Origin of the sequence: Hyphobacterium sp., from assembly GCF_965228115.1 — a bacterium.
Taxonomy (GTDB): domain Bacteria; phylum Pseudomonadota; class Alphaproteobacteria; order Caulobacterales; family Maricaulaceae; genus Hyphobacterium.
Map to the genome: position 1 here is coordinate 1,910,845 of NZ_OZ245794.1, position 17,126 is coordinate 1,927,970.

Consider the following 17,126-nt stretch of genomic DNA (forward strand, 5'->3'; position numbering starts at 1 on the left):
AGCCCGTGGCTGATTCTTCTTAACGAATCCATGTTGGCCCGCACTTTTCTACACGTCAAAGCCAAGACGGTTCAGCATGTCCTCTTCGGTGGGCGCTTCGGCTATTCTGACTGCGGCCCAATCTGAGCTCACCAGCCCTTTCGCGGCGGCCTCGCTGATCGCGACGGCAATGACGGTATTGAGATAATCGCTGAGATCGGCATCTTCGACCAGAGCGGTAAAGGCGATTGCAGCACGCGGTGAGTGGAAGAGAGCGACGGCCAGCTCACGTTTGCGAATGACCTCTTCAGCGGGCTTGGGAAGCGCTTTTGCCGCGACCGCCTCGTATATAACCGCTTCATCCACTTCAAATCCGCTCGCCCGGAGGCTGCCCGCCAGATCGCCTGCAGTGTGCGCGCCACGCAGGTGGAGAAGGCGATGCCGGCCAGGTATCAACTGGGCCTGACAAAGCGCGATGAGATCGCCGACATCTCCTCCTGCGGAACGGACTTTTGTAAAGCCCGACGCCTCCGCCTCGGCTGCAGTGGCGTCGCCGACACAAAAAGCGGGCAATTCGGTCTCGCTGCGGCTGGACAGCCAGGATCGGACGGCATTCGGACTGGTGAATACAAGCGCATTGGTCCGGTTCAGGCCAACCTCGATTTCATCCGGGAATTCAATGCGGAGCAACGGAGCCAGAATGGGCTTTGCGCCTCGCTTTTTCAGCTTCTCGACCGTACGGCCGGCGCCGGGCTCAGACCGGGTCACCAACACTTTCATGAAGCGGCGATGACCTGTTCCAACAGATCGCCCGCGTCGGACCGGATCTGTACACCGAGCGTCAGGCCCGTTTCATAAGCATCATCGATCGAGCCCTCCTGGCGGCCTGCCCAGCGATGCTTGCCGTCCGGCGTCAGGGCCTCCCCGCGGATGGACAGCTGGCCGTCCTTTATCGTGGCATGAGCGGCCAGTGGCGTACGGCAGGACCCGTCGAGCGCTCTGAGAAAAGCGCGTTCCGCCGTTACAGCAATCTGGCTGGCTGCATGATTGATCGCGGCGATTGCTTTTGCCGCTTCTTCATCATCCTCGCGGATCATGACGCCAATCGCGCCCTGACCCACGGCTGGCAACATGCTGTACGTTTCGCACGGAGCCAGCTTGGCCTGCTCCCGGCCCAGCCGCCGCAATCCGGCCCGCGCCAGGAAGGTGGCGTCAATCTCCCCGGAGGCCAGCTTGCCAAGGCGCGTATCCACATTGCCCCGTAGCGTCACAACATTGAGATCTGGGCGTTGCGCCAGCGACTGTGCCTGACGGCGCAGGCTGGCAGTTCCCAACGTGGCGCCCTGCGGAAGATCCGCCAGTTGAGCGCTTCCGCTGGCGGTCAACAACACATCGCGCGGATCCTCGCGCTCGAGGATTGCAGCCAGGGTCAGACCAGGCGGCAATTCCGTCGGCACATCTTTCATGGAGTGCACGGCCAGCCTTGCGTCCTTGTTCAACAAGGCTTCGTCGATTTCCTTGGTGAAGAGGCCTTTTCCACCGGCCTCCAGAAGGGTGCGGTCGGTCAGCTTGTCGCCGGTCGAGACCATTGAAAGTATGGGCAGGTCAGCCTCCGCCAGCTCATGGGCCGCCATCATCAGCGTCTGCACGTGATAGGCTTGGGCTAAAGCGAGTGGCGATTTCCGGGTGGCGATCGGCAGGGGTAAGCGCAAAGTCACGTTGCGTTGGTCCATCAAGGCAGAGTATCGAATATTTCATGCAGTTAGACACCTCTGATAGCCCAAGGCAAGCAGGCGCGCTCACCGTGCTGGGTCTGGAGTCCAGTTGCGATGAATCAGCGGCGGCCATTGTCCGGCTGGACGGGGCCGGTCGCCCTAGCGTCCTCGCCGAGACGGTCCGCAGCCAGGATGACATCCATGCGCCTTTTGGCGGCGTGGTCCCGGAAATAGCCGCGCGCGCCCATGCCGAAATTATGGACACGCTGGTCGAACGGGTGTTGGCCGAGGCGGGCTTGGGTCTACCCGACATGGATGGAATTGCGGCCACGTCGGGTCCCGGCCTGATTGGTGGGGTCATGGCGGCCCTGATGACAGCGAAAGGTCTGGCGTTGGGAACGGGAAAACCGCTTCTCGCAGTCAATCATCTGGAGGGCCACGCCCTTTCACCGCGACTGAGCGAGCCTGTTGAATTTCCCTATTTGCTTTTGCTGGTCTCTGGCGGTCATACTCAATTGCTGATCGCAGAGGATGTCGGCTGTTATCACCGCCTGGGCTCAACTCTGGATGATGCAGCCGGTGAAGCGTTTGACAAGACGGCGAAAATCATGGGGTTGGGGTTTCCCGGCGGTCCGGCTCTGGAGCGAGCAGCCCGAAACGGAGATCGGGATCGCTTTGATCTGCCCGTGCCACTGAGTAACCGTCCTGGCTATGAATTTTCCTTCGCCGGATTGAAAACGGCGGCGCGCCAGATTTGGGAGGAATTCGACAACCCGACGCCTGCTGACATATCCGATCTGTCCGCAGGTCTTCAGCATAGAATTGCTCAATCGCTGGCAAATCGCTCCTCTAACGCCATGAATTATTTCATAGAGACATTTCCTGACACTGCATCGCCCACCTTTGTCGTTGCGGGCGGTGTCGCTGCAAATCAGGAAATCCGGAAGACAATTGAAACAGTGGCGACGGATCATGGTTTTCGCCTTATCGCGCCGCCCTTGAAATGGTGCACGGACAATGCGGCGATGATTGCCTTGGCCGGAGCCGAACATCTACGCCGCGGCGAAACGGATGGTTTGAACGCGCCTGCGCGTGCCCGCTGGCCATTGGATGAAGCCTCGGCCAAGCTTCAGCCTGTCATCGGTTCGGGCCGCAAAGGACCCAAGGCATGAGTGATTATCAATCGATCGGTGTTATCGGGGCGGGCGCCTGGGGGACAGCACTGGCGCAAACTGCCGCGCTGGCCGGACGCGACGTCACGCTCTGGGCGCATGAAGCCGAGGTCGCGAGGGCGATTAATGCCGACCATATCAACACAGTCTATCTGCCGGACGCCCCCTTGAGTGACGCGATCCGGGCGACAACCGATCTTTCGGACCTTTCGTCCTGCGGGGCCGTTCTCGCGGTTGCTCCCGCCCAGCATTTGCGAAACGTCCTTCGGGCATTTGCGCCTTATGCGCCGGAAGCTCTGCCCATCCTCTTGTGTGCGAAAGGTATCGAGCAGTCCTCGCTCAAGATGATGACGGAAGTCCTCGACGAGGAAATTCCATCCGCCATTCCCGCTGTCCTTTCAGGACCGAGCTTCGCGATCGATGTTGCGCGCGGCCTGCCCACCGCTGTCACGCTGGCGACCAAGTATCAGTCGCTCGGGCACGCCCTGATGGGGGCGATTGGCACGCCGCGCTTCCGCCCCTACTGGTCGGGCGACCTTGTCGGTGCGGAGATCGGCGGCGCGGTCAAGAATGTGCTGGCAATTGCCTGCGGGATTGTGGAAGGCCGGCAGTTGGGCAAATCCGCCCATGCGGCGCTGATTGCGCGGGGATTTGCGGAGATGACCCGGCTGGCGGTCGCCCTCGGCGGGCAGAGGGAGACTTTGTCCGGCCTGTGTGGGTTAGGAGATCTGGTCCTCACCTGCTCTTCGCCGCAGTCCCGCAACATGTCCTGCGGCATGGCGCTGGGGCGTGGAGAAAATCTGGAAAGCGTTCTCGCCGAGCGTAAAGCCGTCACCGAAGGCGTATCTTCCGCCCCCGCCATTGCGGCTCTGGCGGAAAAAGCCGGCATCGACATGCCGATCTGTCAGGCCATGCACGCCATCCTTTCCGGGACGATGAGCGTCGATGCGGCCATGGAAGAACTGCTGTCTCGCCCGTTTACGGTCGAGGGCGATTAGATGGAGCTGCCTCCAACAGGAACGGCGCTTGGCCGGGTCGAGGATCTGCCCGACCCCGGCGGACGGGTTGCGGAATGGGAAGGTTCTCCCCTCTTGCTCGTTCGCAAAGGCGAAGACATCCGGTGCTATCTCAATATCTGTCCGCATGCCGGTCGGGCGCTCTCGCTGCCGGATGGCCGTGTTTTCGTCCACAAGGGAGAAGACGTGATCTGCCCGGTCCATGGCGCGACCTTTAATGTCTTGAGCGGTAAATGTACGGGCGGACCTGCCGGCGATCCGCTGACAGGCGTCGACATCAAAGTGGTCAATGGCGCGATTATTGCGGCCTAATCTTCAAACCGGCTGTAAATCACGGCCGCACTGACCTCTTGACCCGCCTCCATGCCGCCCAGCGTCACGAAGCCATTATTCCACTCGATCAATCCGCGATGATCCATCATCGCCCTGACTTCGGTATCGGATTGGACAGCCTCAGTTCCGTCGGCATCAATCTGCAGGATTGAAGGGTCTGGCTCAGACGGCACACCATTATAGCCTACGCCATTGTAATTGTAGGGGTTGTCGGTTCCGCCCAGGATCATGAATCGGTCCAGCCGCTGAGACCCCACCATGGCCGCACGATAGCGCGGGCCGCCCTCAAGTTCGACTTGCGTCCAATCAATCTCGGCCAGGTTGCCTGGATTGATCTCGCCGCGCCAACAGGCGTCGTAAAGTTCGAATGTCCGGCGGGCGCCTTCTGCCGCTGGTGGGACGACTTCTACACCGCCACACACCAGCATGACATTGCCGATGACGCCGGCCGCATGGCCAAATACCGGAGAGCCAGGCCAATCCGTGGCATCGAACCATTCGTTTTCGGCAACATCATAGACCTGAACATTCGCCACATTGTCGTGATCATGCCAGCCAGAAACGAGATAGACATAGCGCTCCTGATAGACCAGCGCGACGCTGTCATCGACCGGCACGCGGATGTCCGCCAGGCGGGCATATTCCTCGTTGACAGGATCAAACCGCCAGGCTTCCGGCGTTGAGCGTTCGGAATTATCTGCTGCAACGGTGTAACCGCCGAAGATATAGATCTGGTCTCCCACGGTCGCGGCGATCGAGGCCAGCCGGCCAACCCTGTCCGGGAGCGGCGCGATTGAGCGGCAGTCACCCGCCGCCAGATCGCAGGCATAGGCATTGGCCGTAACATCTTCCCAGGTTTTTCCCGCGAGTAGACCGGCAAATGAATAGGCCATAAACCGCCCATCCACCTCGACGCCGGCGACCGCATTATTGCTTACAGGATGCGGAAGCTGGGCGATTTCGCCAGAACTGGGCACGACATCATCGCTGCTGCACCCTGTCAGCAGCAAAATCGCGGCAATGATTACAAGTCGCCGGCTAGTCATCCGAATTGAAGAAGGCCGTCGCTTCGGCAATCAGCGCATCTCGCGCGGCTAAAGTAATCGCCTCGCCTTTTTCAGGCGTCGCCTGGCTCGGATCAGATCCGATCCTGCCATCAGGGAAGGTCGCGCGATAATCCGCAGCGTCGGCAAAATCGCCGTCCGGTGCGATTTTCGGTGTCATCTTCACGTCTTTGATGGAGTCTGGATAGCCATAATAGGTCACCGCGACTTCTGAAGCCGTGGCGTGAGACCCATCTCCAACCGGAAAAGTGTCGCGGCAAATCTGCATGATGCCGGGAAGCTCCCACCAATTCCGGCCCTTCAGGCGATGAGGACAGCTTTCGCCGGAAAGTGACCAGTCGGAATAGCTTTCAGCGAACGCGGCCTGAATGGTGGCGACATTCCCGCCATGACCATTCAGAAAGTACAGGCGCTCAAACCCGTGACGCACCAGGCTGTCGATCCAGTCCTGCATGGCGGCCAGCATTGTGGACGGGCGGAGTGTGATCGTGCCTGCAAACGCCATATGATGCTGCGCGATGCCCACATTAAAAGTTGGCGCAACCAAAAGCCCCGACGCCTTGCTGGCTTCGTGCGCGATGATCTCCGGGCAGAGCGCGTCCGTACCCAAAAGCCCGTTCGGCCCGTGCTGCTCTGTCGAGCCGATCGGGATGATTATCCCCTTCGAGCGCTCGAGATAGGCTTCGACCTCTTGCCAGGTAGATTGATGTAAAAGCATGCCGGACTCCTTCAGGAAGGGAGCCCACCGCTACGCTTGAAGGCACAAATTGGCAAGGCGCACTTGTGTCTCAGCTCAACCCGGCACGCTGTTGATACCGGCGGAGATACGCCACCTGATCGGCACTGGCATCGCCTTCGACCGCGCCTATGGAGCCGAGCATGGACGAAAGGCTGGCAAGTGCTTCAGATCCGGCAGTTTTTGCGACAAAATCAGTCATCCGGGGAATCAGGTCATCCGGATCCGCAACATTGCTGGAATACCACGAAGCGCGGGCCAGCAATTCTTCACTCGCGGCCGCATCGACGTCGAACGCCCGCTCCATCTCAGCCCGTATGGTCTTCTTGTGTTCTGTAGTCACTTCGCCGCCGGCTCTTGCCATGCCCAGCAAAAGGATGGCCGCGGCCTCACGCGGGTCTTCAACCGATGAGAGGCGCTTGCGTTTCGCTTTGGACTGAAACCGCATCTTGCGCGGTAAATTGATCGCTGTTTCCGCAACGTCCTTTACAACCTCGGCCCCTTGCCGGGCCATGTTGATGCGCCAGGCGATCGCGCCGATTGCAGCGAGCAGACCAAGCAAGCCAAGAATGATGTGCATCGAAGCCTCCCCAGACCTGAACGCCTAAACTTTAGGTCACTCGTCCAAGGCTGGTCCAGCGATCTTGAGACGGTCCTTAAGAATAGACTTGTGATCGCCCGGCATTCAGCGAGGATGCCATCAAGACGAAGAAGGGGAACGCCATGAGTCGCGTGCTTGTTGTGTCTGCATTCGTTTTTCTGGCGGCCTGTTCTCAGGAAGCGCCGGAACAACAAACACCGCTGGACCCCGCGGCCGCGCCCGCCAGCTATATCATTGAGGCGGTGAATGATCGGGGCCGCCCGGAGGCCGATCTTGTGCGCGATGCCGGCCGGCACCCAGCAGAAATGCTGGCTTTCGCGGGCGTACAGCCGGGCTGGAGGGTTGCCGACCTCGGCGCGGGTTCGGGATATTATAGCCGGATTCTATCCACAGCTGTCGGGTCTGATGGAGAGGTTATTGCCGAGAATATGGACTGGATTGTGGATCGGTTCCCGGCCGCTGACGATGCAATCACCGCCTTTGCAGAGGAACGCGACAATGTCACCCGGCTGGTGTCGCCAATCGCCGGTATCCTCGATGGCTATGACAGCGAGCTGGATGCCGCATTCATGGTATTGATCTATCACGACCAGGCTTGGCAGCAGGACGGGTTTCACACGCCCACTCGCGAAGACCGGTTGGCGATGAATCGTTCGATATATGACGCGCTTCGGCCCGGCGGCGTTTTTCTGGTTGTGGACCACCATGCCATAGAAGGGGCGGCTGATACCGATGTTGACGCCTATCACCGCATCGAGGAGGCGTTCGTCCGGGAAGAAGTGGAAATAGCCGGTTTTGTTCTGGAGGCGACATCCGACCTCCTCGCCAACCCGGAGGACCCGCGGGATATCTCGGTATTTGATGAGACAATCAGAGGACAGACGGATCGGTTTGTTCTTCTGTTCCGGAAGCCCGATTGATCGCGACCGGGTTTCTGATATCTTCTATTTGCGAGCTGTAGACGGCTGGACGGAATCTTCCGGGCGGCCAGAAACGGTTAGGCATAGAGCGGGCGGCTGTCGCTATGCGCACGGGCCGCCCGTTTGCTTTTCCGGAAAACCCTCAGGCGTTTTCAATCACATGCGTGCCGTGCGGATGGGCAAGCGGACTTTTGATAATGGCCGGCTGCAATGCCTTTATAAAGCGCTCATGGCCCTTATTGCTTTTTACCGCCATGGACGGCGCTTCGGTCTGGTAAACCGCATAGGCGCACAAATCGGCAGCCTGAATCAGAAGGCTGCGCTTGGAGTCCTGATGCTGCGGCAATTCTATTACGTGTTTCAGCGGCTTGTTGATGATGCGCTTGCGCTTGACCAGCCAGCCATAGGTTTCCGCTACGGGCCGTTCTCGGCGTAATCCCCGCACCAGCTTGTCCAGTTGCGCACTCTGGGTTTTGTCCGCCACCACAAACCCCTGAGCGCCACCCCGCGCCCCCGAACGGGCCAGAAATCCATCAAAGCGGCCCAGTTGCGCAGACCACCCAGCCCGGAATACATCGGTTTCCGGGGCCAGGTTTTTCTTGCGAACCACGGTCAGCAAGATTCGAACGGACTTGATCGCGGCAATCCCTTTCAGCGCCGATTCTATCAGCGCCACACGCCGGTCATGATTGCCCGGCCCCTTGCGCATGATGGCCGACCCCCGCAATTCGTCAGAAGGTTTGAGCCCGTACTGCGCACCCAAAGACTTTCTCAGCTTGGTCAGGTCCGCTTCGATTTCATTCCATTTTTCCGATGGCGCGATCAGCCCGGCGAGCGCAAAAACAGGGCTGGAGCTGGCCTCCCGCCCGGTATCACCGGATTCATCCACATACATCAGATACATGACCTGCCCCCAAAGCGCGGACAGATTATAGTTAACACGTGTCGTGAGTACGACGGAAGCTGGCTCGCCTGTCGCGGGAAGGGTAAAGTGACCTGATGGGGGTTTGGACAAATATCAAATCAGGCGCAGCCAACTCAAAAGCATGGCTGAAACGCCACTGGGCACCGGCGGCGGCGGGGGCTGCCGTGTTGGCCACGACCCTGGGCTTTATCACCGATGTCGACAATTTGCTGACCGGGGGCCGTAGCCTATCGCAGGCTGAAGCGGCCACTCTGGCAGCAAGCGTCGCGACCCATCTCGAGGCGTCTTCGGTCGCGCGCGGTGGAGATTATGGCAGCAATTCCGATCTTGAACGTGTACTTGAGGGCCTGTCCAGGGCATCAGACCGCCGTGTCGTCTCGGCGCTAACAGCCTTGGAGGCTCGCGACTATGAAACGGCCTTCGAGGCGCTCGAAGACTCAGCACACAGGTTAGCCCGGCGTGACGCGGGCGCTGCGTCCGAGCGCTGGTTTGCTGTGGGGGTGGTGGCGGAGTCCGTCGATCCGCAACGTGCCATCTCGGCCTATGAGGCCGCGCTTGACCTTAATGCCACGAATGGGCGGGCGATGGACCGGCTTGGAAACGTGTTGGCCGAGTTGGGCAATGATGTTCGGGCCGAAACGCTCCACCGCCAGGCGCTGGACCTCGCGCTGGAAAATGAAGATGAGCGCGAACAATCGCGTGTCTATGGCAGCCTCGGGGGATTATTCTGGTTGCGCGGCGACTTCGAGCAGGCCGAGCAATACTATGCGTTGGCGCTCGAATTGGCGGACCTTAATGGCGATCTGTTCGCTGCCGCTCGGCATCTGGGAAATAGCGGGCTGATGGCAGAGGCCAATGGCGATGATGAATCGGCCGAACGATTCTATGAGCGAGCCATCGCCTTGATGGAACAAGCAAATGACCCAATCGGCATTGCTCTGGCACAAAACAACTTGGCGGGCATATATCGTAGTCGAGGCGAGCTTGACCGGGCTGAGGACCTCTATCGCCAGGCCCAGGCGACTTTTGAAGCCGAAAATCAGCCGCAGCGTACGGCGATGACCTTAAGCAATTTGGGCCGGGTCGCCGAAGCGCGCGGAGACTTTGACGCGGCGGCGCGGTTTTATCAGCGCGCCCTAGAACGCGCCCGCCAGCACCAGTATTTGCGCGCGATAGAGCGAGCGGCCCGGGATGCGGGGTGGCTCGCCTTCCGACGGAATGACATGGCGACGGCGCGCTCTTATGCGGATGAAGCCTTGGCAGCAGCCGAGCAAACGCCGGACCCGGCCATGGAGGCGGATGCGCTTCTGCTTTCGCTGGGGGTCGCAGCCTCAACCCAGGATGATGTCCTGGCACGGGATCATGCCGCACGAGCCATCGCCATTATTGAGACCCGCGATGTCGAGCCAGGTGCTTTTGCCTATATCCATGATGCGCTCGCCCTGTCGGCTTATTTTGCGGAGGAATTCCAGCGCGCACAGGAGCATGCCGGTCTGGCGCTGAGCTTTTACGAGCAAACGGGTGATGTGCCGAAAATGGCCGAACAACAATTGCGGCTGGGGTCATTGGCGTTTCAGTTGGGCGAGACCGAGCAAGGCTGCACCTATCTCGCCCAAGCCGAAGTGAGTTATGGGCGCTCGGGGTTTGTTGATCAGGCGAACCGCATGGTGGAGCGTCGAGAAAACGAAGGGTGTCCAGCTCGTGATATCGGCGGCGAAGGTGAGGCGGCTTCAACTGAACCGGGTTAGGAGCAAATTTCCCACGGGCCCATATCGAGATGAAAATGATCGGCATGGGCGTCATTGTATTCTGGACCCAGGACAGCGGTGAATATCCCACACGACCGGTCGCGCACCTCGACAAGAAAATCGGCCTCTGCGCCGCCATTATCCCAGCGATGCACGCCGACAATGCGGCCATCGGCGAGACGGAATCCGGAAATATCAATGGCGTTGGCATCGGCGTGCTGTGACCAGCGGCCTGCCTGGGAGAAGTTTTCCCGGCGGCAGTTATATGTGCCGTAGTGCAGGATTTCCGCGACTTCCGTGTCCAAATGCCGGGCGGCCGCCGGGGCAACAATCTCTCTTTCCCAGACATAAAGCGCGGCTGCCAATGCGCAGGTGGCCACCGGCGGTTCTGGATCGGCATAATCCAGATTGGAGGCGGCGATCGAAACGCCCGCCTGCCAGCGGCATTGAGGGGTGGAGGATTGCGCCTCGACTTGCGCATAGCTCATATTGGACTGATCCAGTGCCGCCATACAGGCTTGCGGGTCTTCGCGCAGCGCGCGGATTTGCTCGCTGGTGAAAGGCAGGATCGGTTCTTCAAGATCGGCTTCGCCCCAGGCGCTCGCCCCGTCCGGCATGGATTCAATGAAATAAAACACGCCCAGCACGCCTAGCATGGCGAACATGATGATCGCCCCGCGCAGCGCGATGTGAACCGACATGGGCCACCCGGCCCAGCTTGGCTCCTTGTGACGGGAAGGGTTTTGACGCGGATCAGACATCACAACGGCTTCTAAAGCGGGTCTTTGCGGCCTTTTTCGGGCGCAACGACCCCATAGATCAAACTATCGCGCACGCCAATATGGGTTTCCCAATTGGCTTTCAACCGGCCCTCATAGGTCAGACCCAGCTTCTCAATCAGCTTGATCGAAGCTGCATTATCCGGATCCACATCGGCCCAGATCCTGCGGAACCCGCGCATTTTAAAGGCGTGGTTTAACATTTTTTGTGCCGCTTCAAAGGCATAGCCCTGACCTTGCGCACCCGGGCGCTGCATGAAGCCTATTTCGGCCTGACCCTCATTCCGGTCCATCAGGATCACCCAGCCAAGCGCGTCCTCGGGCGCGCTTTTCAACGCAAAGACCCAACACTGAACGCCTTCACCCTCAATGTTCCAGCGCAGATAATCCCGCACCGCGGAAACATCTCCCAGCGCACCGCGCGACCACCAGGTCAGGTTTTTTGCATCCATAAGCGCCGGCGCGAGTGGTTCGGCATCCTCCAGCGTCATTGGGCGCAGGATGAGGCGGTCGGTTTCATACTCCGGCACCTGATGGCCGGTTTTGCGCTCCACCAACTCGTCAGCCGTTAGGGTCAGAACAATTTCCGGGAAGCGCTCTTCAATGCAGGCCTGCATGGTCTTGAAGCACTCCATAGAGAAGAAATCATGGGTTTCAAAACAAGTCTGCCGCGCCTCTTCGGACGGCCATCGCGCATAGGACCAGAAGAGGCCATCCGCGCCTTCATGCAGGCGCGCGCCATAGCTCGCGCATTTTTTATGGATCAGCTGTGTGCCCTCTATCCAGGCGTCCCGGAAGGCCTCTTCCATGCCCGGTTTGAGTTTCCAGTGATAAAGGACGGCGGAGGTCATCCGTTATTCTGAAGCGCCCGCCGCTCACTCGCCTTCAGTTTTTTGGACTCCGACCGCAGCTGGCCGCAGGCGGCGAAAATATCCCGGCCACGCGGGGTCCGGATGGGCGAGGCATAACCGGCGCGGTTCACGATTTCTGCGAAGGTCTCGATGGTTTCCCAGTCCGAGCATTCATAAGGCGAATTCGGCCAGGGATTGAACGGGATCAGGTTGATCTTTGACGGAATGCCTTTGAGCAACTTCACCAGTGCGCGTGCTTCGGCGGGCGTGTCATTGACGCCTTTCAGCATCACATATTCAAACGTCACGCGGTTCGAATTACCCAGGCTTGGATAGCTCTTGATCGCCTCCATCAGCTCGACAATCGGGTATTTTTTATTCAACGGCACCAATACATCGCGCAGATCGTCATTCGTCGCGTGCAGGCTGATCGCCAACATGGCATTCGTGCGCTCGCCCAACTCCTTGATCTTCGGCACCACGCCAGAGGTCGAGACCGTCATCCGGCGGCGGCCAATCGCCATGCCATCGCCGTCGGAAATGATGTCGATCGCGTCGGAAACCGCATCGAGATTATAAAGCGGCTCGCCCATGCCCATGAAGACGATATTTGTAATCTGGCGATTCTCGTTGGAAGTCGGCCATTCTTCCAGATCATCGCGCGCGGCCATGACCTGAGCGGCAATTTCCTGAGCCGTCAGATTGCGCACCAGAGGCTGGGTGCCGGTATGACAAAAGGTGCAATTGAGCGTGCAGCCCACCTGGCTGGAGACACAGAGCGCACCGGCCCGTCCGACATCGGGAATAAACACCGTCTCGCATTCCACGCCCGGGGCTAGCCGGATGAGGTATTTGCGCGTGCCATCGACCGAGACCAGCCGCTCGACGATTTCCGGGCGGTCCAGCGTGAATTGCTCGGCCAGAACGCTGCGTTGGTCCTTGGCGATATTCGTCATCATGTCGAAATCGCGCGCGCCATGATGATAGATCCAGCGCCAGGCCTGTTCGGCGCGCATTTTGGCTTTGCGATCCTCCACGCCAGCCGAGATCATCGCGTCACGCATTTGCGCACGCGTCAGCCCGGCCAGGGATGATGGTCCGGCCTCCGCCTTGGCAGACGGATCATAGATATTCAGCGCAGTGCTCATGGGCGCGCGGACATATAACATCCCGGACCAAAAAGCGAGAGGGGCAACCGGCACAAGGTTTGCGAGGGCCGTTAGGACTTTGCTAACTCGTGGAGCCTTGGCCCATGTCGGGAATTCTCTTGATTGACCATAATCGCTGCAGCCTGGCCGTCGCCCGCGCGTTATCCGGACGCGGCCGCGACGTATTTGCCGGGATCAATGGCCCCTGCGACTACGTCAACCTGTCCCGCTTTGTAACGGAGTCCATCGCCATGGCGGACCTGGTGGACACACCGGTTCAAGCGTTAAACGATCTGGATCGAATCTTCCGCGCCTTTCCGGAGATCACCGGCCTCTTCCCGGTCGATGAAACAGGCGTCCGCTTTTTAACGGAGCACGGCAACAAGCTTCCCGATCACGTCACGCAATATGTGGTCGCGGAAGAAACCGTGCGCCGGGTGACCGATAAATCCCTGGCGGCCAAGCTTGCGGCGGATTGTGATATTCCGGTCGCGCCGCGCATCACAGTCGACAATTATGCCGACCTTAAATCCGCGGCCGCCGAGATCGGCTATCCGCTCGTCGTGCGCGCGGTCGAATGCAATCACGACGTCTATGGTGTAAAAGTCTTGATTTGCCATACACAAGCGGATTTCGACCGTACCTGCATCGATTGGCCGACCGAGGGTCATCAGCAATTGATGGTCCAGCGCTATAATGCCGGAGGTCGCCACAATCTTTATTGGACCGCCGAAAACGGCCGTCTTTATGCGGGTGTGAACGTAAAGGTTGGCCTCACCACGGCCGGCGATGCTTCCGGCTATGGCACGTTTGCCGAAACCATCGAACCCATCCCTGAGCTCGCCGATTATGCCACGCGTCTGGTTGAGGCCCTCGGTTATCACGGCACCGGTTCCGCGCAATTCCTCTTGGATGACCGAACCGGCGAGATCACCTTCCTGGAAATCAATCCGCGTCTGGGTGCAAACTCCAAACTGGTGGAATCCGTTCTGCCCTATGTCAGCTGGTTTGTGGATCTGGTCGAAGGCACGCCGCTGCCGGAGCGCGCCAATCCGTGGGCGTATAAGCGTGGTCAGCGCTTTGTTTGGCTGAAAGGCGAGAACCAGACCTATAAAAAACTAATCCGCGAAAAGCGCTACAGCAATCTGGCCTCCCGCTTTGGTCAATCCATGTGGAATTCTATCGGGGCGGTGCATGGCGTGTTCAGCCCGGATGATCCGCTGCCGGCCCTGGCTTGTCATCTTAATCCGCTGATCAAGCATTTGCCGGATCGCTTCATGCCGCGCCTGCCGCAATCGGTTCCGGAGCCCTCTACGGCGCGTTAGAACGCGCCCTATGAAGCTGACAATCTATCCGCTGACAAAAAGCTGCCTGTCCTTCCGGTCCGCCGCAATCTTTTTTGACCAGGCCGAGCCCGTCTTTGACGACCCTGCCAGCAACCCGCAGACCGAAAACGACTTTTTGGCTTGGCGCGAAAGCCGGGCAGATTTCGTCCAAAGGTTAGCGGCTTTAGAAAAGACAGCGGTCAAAGAAAAGTGGCAGAAAACCTATTATTGTGGGCTTCGACCGGATGGCTCTGACGGCGGGAAAGATTAAAAAAATGAAGCTGCGCGTGAAACCGTTCACCCCGGCCGGAAAATAATTCAGCAAAGATCGCCCACGCGTTGCAGAGCCGCTGTCACGCCTTGCAGCGAAAACAGGTAAGCCGTGGCGGTCCCGCGCTGGCTGGTGGCTTCAATCCGCATTTCAGCGCCACGCCGCATATCGCGCACCAGATCGCCTTCATCTTCCAGATCTTCGACAAACCCGTCTTGCCCGGCGGCAAACATCTGGAATCGGCTGGATCCGACCCGGACCCGCGGCGGTGTTTCCGGACGCAATGAATAGCCGGCGACAAAACGCGGTTGTTCCTCAGCGGCCCCATTGGCCCAGGTGGAAATCACAAAAAACACCTCACCATGATCGACATTGGACGGAGTCATCTCGATCGGCCGGCTGGCCGCGTAGCAGACCTGTCCGTTTTCGGTTTCAACCGTGAAAGCGATCCAGTCGCCATAAGCGCCCCGGTTCTGCGCTTCCTGCGCCAGGCTTGGCGCTGTCAGGGTGAACAAAAGGCCGGCAAGCAGAGGGATAAAACGCATGGTGGAACTCTGGTTTCTTGACGAAGCGTCCAACTGATCCCTGCATTATGGCGCTTTATGGGCCGTTAATGGCGGAAACCCTTTTCATTGTCCGGTTTTATCTGATAGGCCCAACCCTAGATCAGCAGGAATTATGAGCGTGCCGGATTCACAAGGTCAGGACAAAACAGGCCCGACGCGGGAGCAATTGGACGCGTGGGTGGAAGGTTGTGCGCAGAAGAACCGCACCGCCTTCAAGGCCATGTTTGAATACTATGCGCCGCGTGTGAAAGGCTATCTAAAACGCCTGGCGACAGATGATGCTGCGGCCGAAGAGCTCACCCAGGAGGTGATGCTGACGGTCTGGCGCAAGGCGGGCCAATTCGACAGCCGGCAAGCCTCTGCCTCAACCTGGATTTTCCGCATTGCCCGGAACCGCCGGATTGATATGGCCCGCCGCCATGCCAAGCCGGACCTTGATGCTGAAGAGCCGCTATTGCAGCCGAATGAAACAGAAGCGCCGGACGATGCCGCTCATGCCCGCGACCGGGAAGACCGGGTGCGTGCCGCTCTTGCATCGCTGCCAGACGATCAGGTCCAGCTGCTTCGCCTTGCTTTTTTTGATGGCCTGTCCCATTCGGAAATCGCCGAGAAGGAGGGCGTGCCACTGGGCACGGTCAAGTCCCGGATCCGCCTCGCCTTTGGGAAGTTAAGGGGTCAATTAGACCCGGGTGATATTTAATTGCCGGGCAAGGCTTGACGCTTCCGGCATTCGGGTCATATCGAAAAAAACTAGAAGACTTATAGACGTTACCAATGACACGCATTTCCATTAACGAAGAGTTGCTGATCGCGCGGGCTGCAGGCAGCCTGAGCGCGCCTATGCGCATGCTCGTCGACACGCACGCCGCTATGAATATCCAAATAGCCGAAGCGGTTAGAACGGCAGAGGCTTCCGCGGCGGCTCTTCTTAAGGAAGAGCCACCCGCCGAGATGGCAGAAAATGCGTTGGATATTGCCCTGGCGGCGATCGAGGCCATCGAAACAGGTGCCGGAGAGGCAGCCGGATTGAAACCGGTTGCAGCCCGGGCTGCAGTTAAAGCAGTGGATGCGGCTTTCGCAGAGCTGATGGATCTGCCAGAGCCTGTTCGGGAACGCGCGCTTGAAGCCGGGGCGGGTTGGCGTTTCGCAGCACCAGGTGTTCGCAGGATCGAGCTGATCAGCGAAGGCGATGCGAAGGCTGAATTGTTGCGTATCGAACCTGGCCATGGCTCACCGAGCCACACTCATGAAGGCAATGAATTTACCCTCGTGCTCGCCGGGGCGTTTTCGGACGGTATTGGCCGCTACGCCAAAGGTGATCTGTGCGCTGTTGATGGTGATACCACGCACCGTCCAATCGCCGAGCCGGGTGAAACCTGCTTCGCCTTGGCGGTCACCGATGGATCGTTGAAATTCACCGGTCCGCTCGGTGCGGTACAGCGCCTTTTTGGCGGCTAACGCGACCCCGCTCTATCCCACGCTTCAATTTCATCGAGACCGGGCCCGCCTGGCATTAAGGGGCGTTCCGGATACCCGCCCATGGCCAGCGTCCGGTCATACAGTGTAATCGCCGCTGCCACCGAGACATTGACGCAAAACTTGGTCGGTATCTTCACGATGTGATCGCAAAGGTTCTGCATCTCGCCGGAAAGGGATCCCCGCTCGCGTCCCAGCACATAAGCCGCAGCCCGCGGATGACGGAAACTGGGCAGATCGACCGCCTCATCGGTCAATTCGATTCCGACAAGCGAGCACCCCGTTGGCAGCCGCATGTCGGCAAGCGATTCCCAACCATAATAGGGCACATTCTTCTGCGATCTTGACGTGTCGGACTCAAACACATCGCGGGCGCGGTGATGGGCATTCACGGTAAAAGCAAAACTCGCTCCGAAGGCATGGGCGGTGCGCAGGATTGCGCCGAGATTCATTGGTTTGGAAATTTCCTCCGCCCCGATCCCGAAATATCCTTTCAATGGC

General features: G+C 59.2%; 20 protein-coding genes. 9 read left to right on the forward strand and 11 right to left on the reverse strand.

The annotated features are described in order from the left end of the window. Positions 1 to 48 precede the first annotated feature (48 nt). Positions 49 to 747, reverse strand: a complete 699-nt coding sequence (locus ACO079_RS09950) for a uroporphyrinogen-III synthase (RefSeq protein WP_421789634.1) — start codon at positions 745 to 747, stop codon at positions 49 to 51. 8 nt (positions 748 to 755) lie between these two features. Next, positions 756 to 1,712, reverse strand: a complete 957-nt coding sequence (hemC, locus tag ACO079_RS09955) for a hydroxymethylbilane synthase (RefSeq protein ID WP_421789636.1) — start codon at positions 1,710 to 1,712, stop codon at positions 756 to 758. 23 nt (positions 1,713 to 1,735) lie between these two features. Here hemC and tsaD point away from each other — a divergent pair, with 23 nt between their 5' ends. The 3 genes from tsaD to ACO079_RS09970 are packed head-to-tail and all read left to right on the forward strand — an operon-like array spanning position 1,736 to position 4,194. Further along, positions 1,736 to 2,866, forward strand: a complete 1,131-nt coding sequence (gene tsaD, locus ACO079_RS09960; RefSeq protein WP_421789638.1) for a tRNA (adenosine(37)-N6)-threonylcarbamoyltransferase complex transferase subunit TsaD — start codon at positions 1,736 to 1,738, stop codon at positions 2,864 to 2,866. After that, on the forward strand, positions 2,863 to 3,864 hold the full coding sequence (locus ACO079_RS09965; RefSeq protein WP_421789640.1) for an NAD(P)H-dependent glycerol-3-phosphate dehydrogenase: 1,002 nt from the start codon (positions 2,863 to 2,865) through the stop codon (positions 3,862 to 3,864). The genes tsaD and ACO079_RS09965 overlap by 4 nt, the downstream gene beginning before the upstream one ends. Next, the gene (locus tag ACO079_RS09970) at positions 3,865 to 4,194 is read left to right on the forward strand and encodes a Rieske (2Fe-2S) protein (protein ID WP_421789641.1); all 330 of its coding nucleotides are present in this window, start codon (positions 3,865 to 3,867) and stop codon (positions 4,192 to 4,194) included. Here ACO079_RS09970 and ACO079_RS09975 read toward each other — a convergent pair. From ACO079_RS09975 to ACO079_RS09985, 3 genes are all read right to left on the reverse strand, one after another. After that, positions 4,191 to 5,261: a Kelch repeat-containing protein gene (locus tag ACO079_RS09975; RefSeq protein ID WP_421789643.1), complete on the reverse strand. Its 1,071-nt coding sequence runs from the start codon at positions 5,259 to 5,261 to the stop codon at positions 4,191 to 4,193. The two genes, ACO079_RS09970 and ACO079_RS09975, sit on opposite strands and share 4 nt — an antisense overlap. Further along, entirely contained in the window at positions 5,254 to 5,997 is a 744-nt protein-coding gene (locus ACO079_RS09980; protein ID WP_421789645.1) for a creatininase family protein, read from the reverse strand. Before ACO079_RS09980 ends, ACO079_RS09975 begins: the two co-directional genes overlap by 8 nt. A 70-nt stretch (positions 5,998 to 6,067) precedes the next feature. Further along, on the reverse strand, positions 6,068 to 6,595 hold the full coding sequence (locus tag ACO079_RS09985; protein WP_421789649.1) for a hypothetical protein: 528 nt from the start codon (positions 6,593 to 6,595) through the stop codon (positions 6,068 to 6,070). A gap of 143 nt (positions 6,596 to 6,738) precedes the next feature. Between ACO079_RS09985 and ACO079_RS09990 the strand changes: the two genes are divergently transcribed. After that, the gene (locus tag ACO079_RS09990; RefSeq protein WP_421789651.1) at positions 6,739 to 7,536 is read left to right on the forward strand and encodes a class I SAM-dependent methyltransferase; all 798 of its coding nucleotides are present in this window, start codon (positions 6,739 to 6,741) and stop codon (positions 7,534 to 7,536) included. Positions 7,537 to 7,678: 142 nt separating this feature from the next. Here the strand turns inward: ACO079_RS09990 and ACO079_RS09995 are convergent, their stop codons facing one another. Then, on the reverse strand, positions 7,679 to 8,440 hold the full coding sequence (locus ACO079_RS09995; protein WP_421789653.1) for a DUF3800 domain-containing protein: 762 nt from the start codon (positions 8,438 to 8,440) through the stop codon (positions 7,679 to 7,681). A gap of 95 nt (positions 8,441 to 8,535) precedes the next feature. Here ACO079_RS09995 and ACO079_RS10000 point away from each other — a divergent pair, with 95 nt between their 5' ends. Then, a complete protein-coding gene (locus ACO079_RS10000) occupies positions 8,536 to 10,209 on the forward strand; it encodes a tetratricopeptide repeat protein (RefSeq protein WP_421789655.1) in 1,674 nt (557 codons plus the stop codon). Here the strand turns inward: ACO079_RS10000 and ACO079_RS10005 are convergent. The 3 genes from ACO079_RS10005 to rlmN form a co-directional block, all read right to left on the reverse strand. Beyond that, complete coding sequence (locus ACO079_RS10005) at positions 10,206 to 10,910, reverse strand: extensin family protein (RefSeq protein WP_421789657.1); 705 nt, start codon at positions 10,908 to 10,910, stop codon at positions 10,206 to 10,208. The two genes, ACO079_RS10000 and ACO079_RS10005, sit on opposite strands and share 4 nt — an antisense overlap. A 71-nt stretch (positions 10,911 to 10,981) precedes the next feature. Continuing rightward, a complete protein-coding gene (locus ACO079_RS10010) occupies positions 10,982 to 11,839 on the reverse strand; it encodes a GNAT family N-acetyltransferase (protein ID WP_421789659.1) in 858 nt (285 codons plus the stop codon). Continuing rightward, complete coding sequence (gene rlmN / locus ACO079_RS10015) at positions 11,836 to 12,987, reverse strand: 23S rRNA (adenine(2503)-C(2))-methyltransferase RlmN (RefSeq protein ID WP_421789661.1); 1,152 nt, start codon at positions 12,985 to 12,987, stop codon at positions 11,836 to 11,838. The genes ACO079_RS10010 and rlmN overlap by 4 nt, the downstream gene beginning before the upstream one ends. A gap of 104 nt (positions 12,988 to 13,091) precedes the next feature. On the opposite strand from rlmN, the gene ACO079_RS10020 reads away from it, so the two are divergent. Together ACO079_RS10020 and ACO079_RS10025 are read left to right on the forward strand one after the other, a co-directional pair. Then, positions 13,092 to 14,312, forward strand: a complete 1,221-nt coding sequence (locus tag ACO079_RS10020; protein ID WP_421789663.1) for a hypothetical protein — start codon at positions 13,092 to 13,094, stop codon at positions 14,310 to 14,312. Positions 14,313 to 14,322: 10 nt separating this feature from the next. Next, complete coding sequence (locus ACO079_RS10025; protein WP_421789665.1) at positions 14,323 to 14,583, forward strand: DUF6065 family protein; 261 nt, start codon at positions 14,323 to 14,325, stop codon at positions 14,581 to 14,583. Positions 14,584 to 14,630: 47 nt separating this feature from the next. Here ACO079_RS10025 and ACO079_RS10030 read toward each other — a convergent pair whose 3' ends face one another. Then, positions 14,631 to 15,128 carry an invasion associated locus B family protein gene (locus ACO079_RS10030; RefSeq protein ID WP_421789667.1) on the reverse strand — a complete coding sequence of 166 codons (498 nt, stop codon included), beginning with the start codon at positions 15,126 to 15,128 and terminating at the stop codon, positions 14,631 to 14,633. 133 nt (positions 15,129 to 15,261) lie between these two features. Between ACO079_RS10030 and ACO079_RS10035 the strand changes: the two genes are divergently transcribed. Both ACO079_RS10035 and ACO079_RS10040 read left to right on the forward strand, forming a co-directional pair. Continuing rightward, positions 15,262 to 15,849 carry a sigma-70 family RNA polymerase sigma factor gene (locus tag ACO079_RS10035; RefSeq protein ID WP_421789668.1) on the forward strand — a complete coding sequence of 196 codons (588 nt, stop codon included), beginning with the start codon at positions 15,262 to 15,264 and terminating at the stop codon, positions 15,847 to 15,849. A gap of 74 nt (positions 15,850 to 15,923) precedes the next feature. After that, entirely contained in the window at positions 15,924 to 16,607 is a 684-nt protein-coding gene (locus tag ACO079_RS10040; RefSeq protein WP_421789670.1) for a ChrR family anti-sigma-E factor, read from the forward strand. Here ACO079_RS10040 and ACO079_RS10045 read toward each other — a convergent pair. Then, on the reverse strand, positions 16,604 to 17,122 hold the full coding sequence (locus tag ACO079_RS10045; protein WP_421792943.1) for an RNA methyltransferase: 519 nt from the start codon (positions 17,120 to 17,122) through the stop codon (positions 16,604 to 16,606). The genes ACO079_RS10040 and ACO079_RS10045 overlap by 4 nt on opposite strands. Positions 17,123 to 17,126: the final 4 nt, after the last annotated feature.

What these genes read in the sequence shown, in the direction of transcription:
- ACO079_RS09975 (WP_421789643.1), bottom strand. Translation starts at nt 5,261, where the DNA reads ATGACTAGCCGGCGACTTGTAATCATTGCCGCGATTTTGCTGCTGACA.
- ACO079_RS10010 (WP_421789659.1), bottom strand. Translation starts at nt 11,839, where the DNA reads ATGACCTCCGCCGTCCTTTATCACTGGAAACTCAAACCGGGCATGGAA.
- ACO079_RS10025 (WP_421789665.1), top strand. Translation starts at nt 14,323, where the DNA reads ATGAAGCTGACAATCTATCCGCTGACAAAAAGCTGCCTGTCCTTCCGG.
- tsaD (WP_421789638.1), top strand. Translation starts at nt 1,736, where the DNA reads ATGCAGTTAGACACCTCTGATAGCCCAAGGCAAGCAGGCGCGCTCACC.
- ACO079_RS09980 (WP_421789645.1), bottom strand. Translation starts at nt 5,997, where the DNA reads ATGCTTTTACATCAATCTACCTGGCAAGAGGTCGAAGCCTATCTCGAG.
- ACO079_RS09970 (WP_421789641.1), top strand. Translation starts at nt 3,865, where the DNA reads ATGGAGCTGCCTCCAACAGGAACGGCGCTTGGCCGGGTCGAGGATCTG.
- ACO079_RS10040 (WP_421789670.1), top strand. Translation starts at nt 15,924, where the DNA reads ATGACACGCATTTCCATTAACGAAGAGTTGCTGATCGCGCGGGCTGCA.
- ACO079_RS09985 (WP_421789649.1), bottom strand. Translation starts at nt 6,595, where the DNA reads ATGCACATCATTCTTGGCTTGCTTGGTCTGCTCGCTGCAATCGGCGCG.
- ACO079_RS09995 (WP_421789653.1), bottom strand. Translation starts at nt 8,440, where the DNA reads ATGTATCTGATGTATGTGGATGAATCCGGTGATACCGGGCGGGAGGCC.
- ACO079_RS09965 (WP_421789640.1), top strand. Translation starts at nt 2,863, where the DNA reads ATGAGTGATTATCAATCGATCGGTGTTATCGGGGCGGGCGCCTGGGGG.
- ACO079_RS10030 (WP_421789667.1), bottom strand. Translation starts at nt 15,128, where the DNA reads ATGCGTTTTATCCCTCTGCTTGCCGGCCTTTTGTTCACCCTGACAGCG.
- ACO079_RS10035 (WP_421789668.1), top strand. Translation starts at nt 15,262, where the DNA reads ATGAGCGTGCCGGATTCACAAGGTCAGGACAAAACAGGCCCGACGCGG.
- ACO079_RS10000 (WP_421789655.1), top strand. Translation starts at nt 8,536, where the DNA reads ATGGGGGTTTGGACAAATATCAAATCAGGCGCAGCCAACTCAAAAGCA.
- ACO079_RS09990 (WP_421789651.1), top strand. Translation starts at nt 6,739, where the DNA reads ATGAGTCGCGTGCTTGTTGTGTCTGCATTCGTTTTTCTGGCGGCCTGT.
- ACO079_RS10005 (WP_421789657.1), bottom strand. Translation starts at nt 10,910, where the DNA reads ATGTCGGTTCACATCGCGCTGCGCGGGGCGATCATCATGTTCGCCATG.
- ACO079_RS10020 (WP_421789663.1), top strand. Translation starts at nt 13,092, where the DNA reads ATGTCGGGAATTCTCTTGATTGACCATAATCGCTGCAGCCTGGCCGTC.
- rlmN (WP_421789661.1), bottom strand. Translation starts at nt 12,987, where the DNA reads ATGAGCACTGCGCTGAATATCTATGATCCGTCTGCCAAGGCGGAGGCC.
- hemC (WP_421789636.1), bottom strand. Translation starts at nt 1,712, where the DNA reads ATGGACCAACGCAACGTGACTTTGCGCTTACCCCTGCCGATCGCCACC.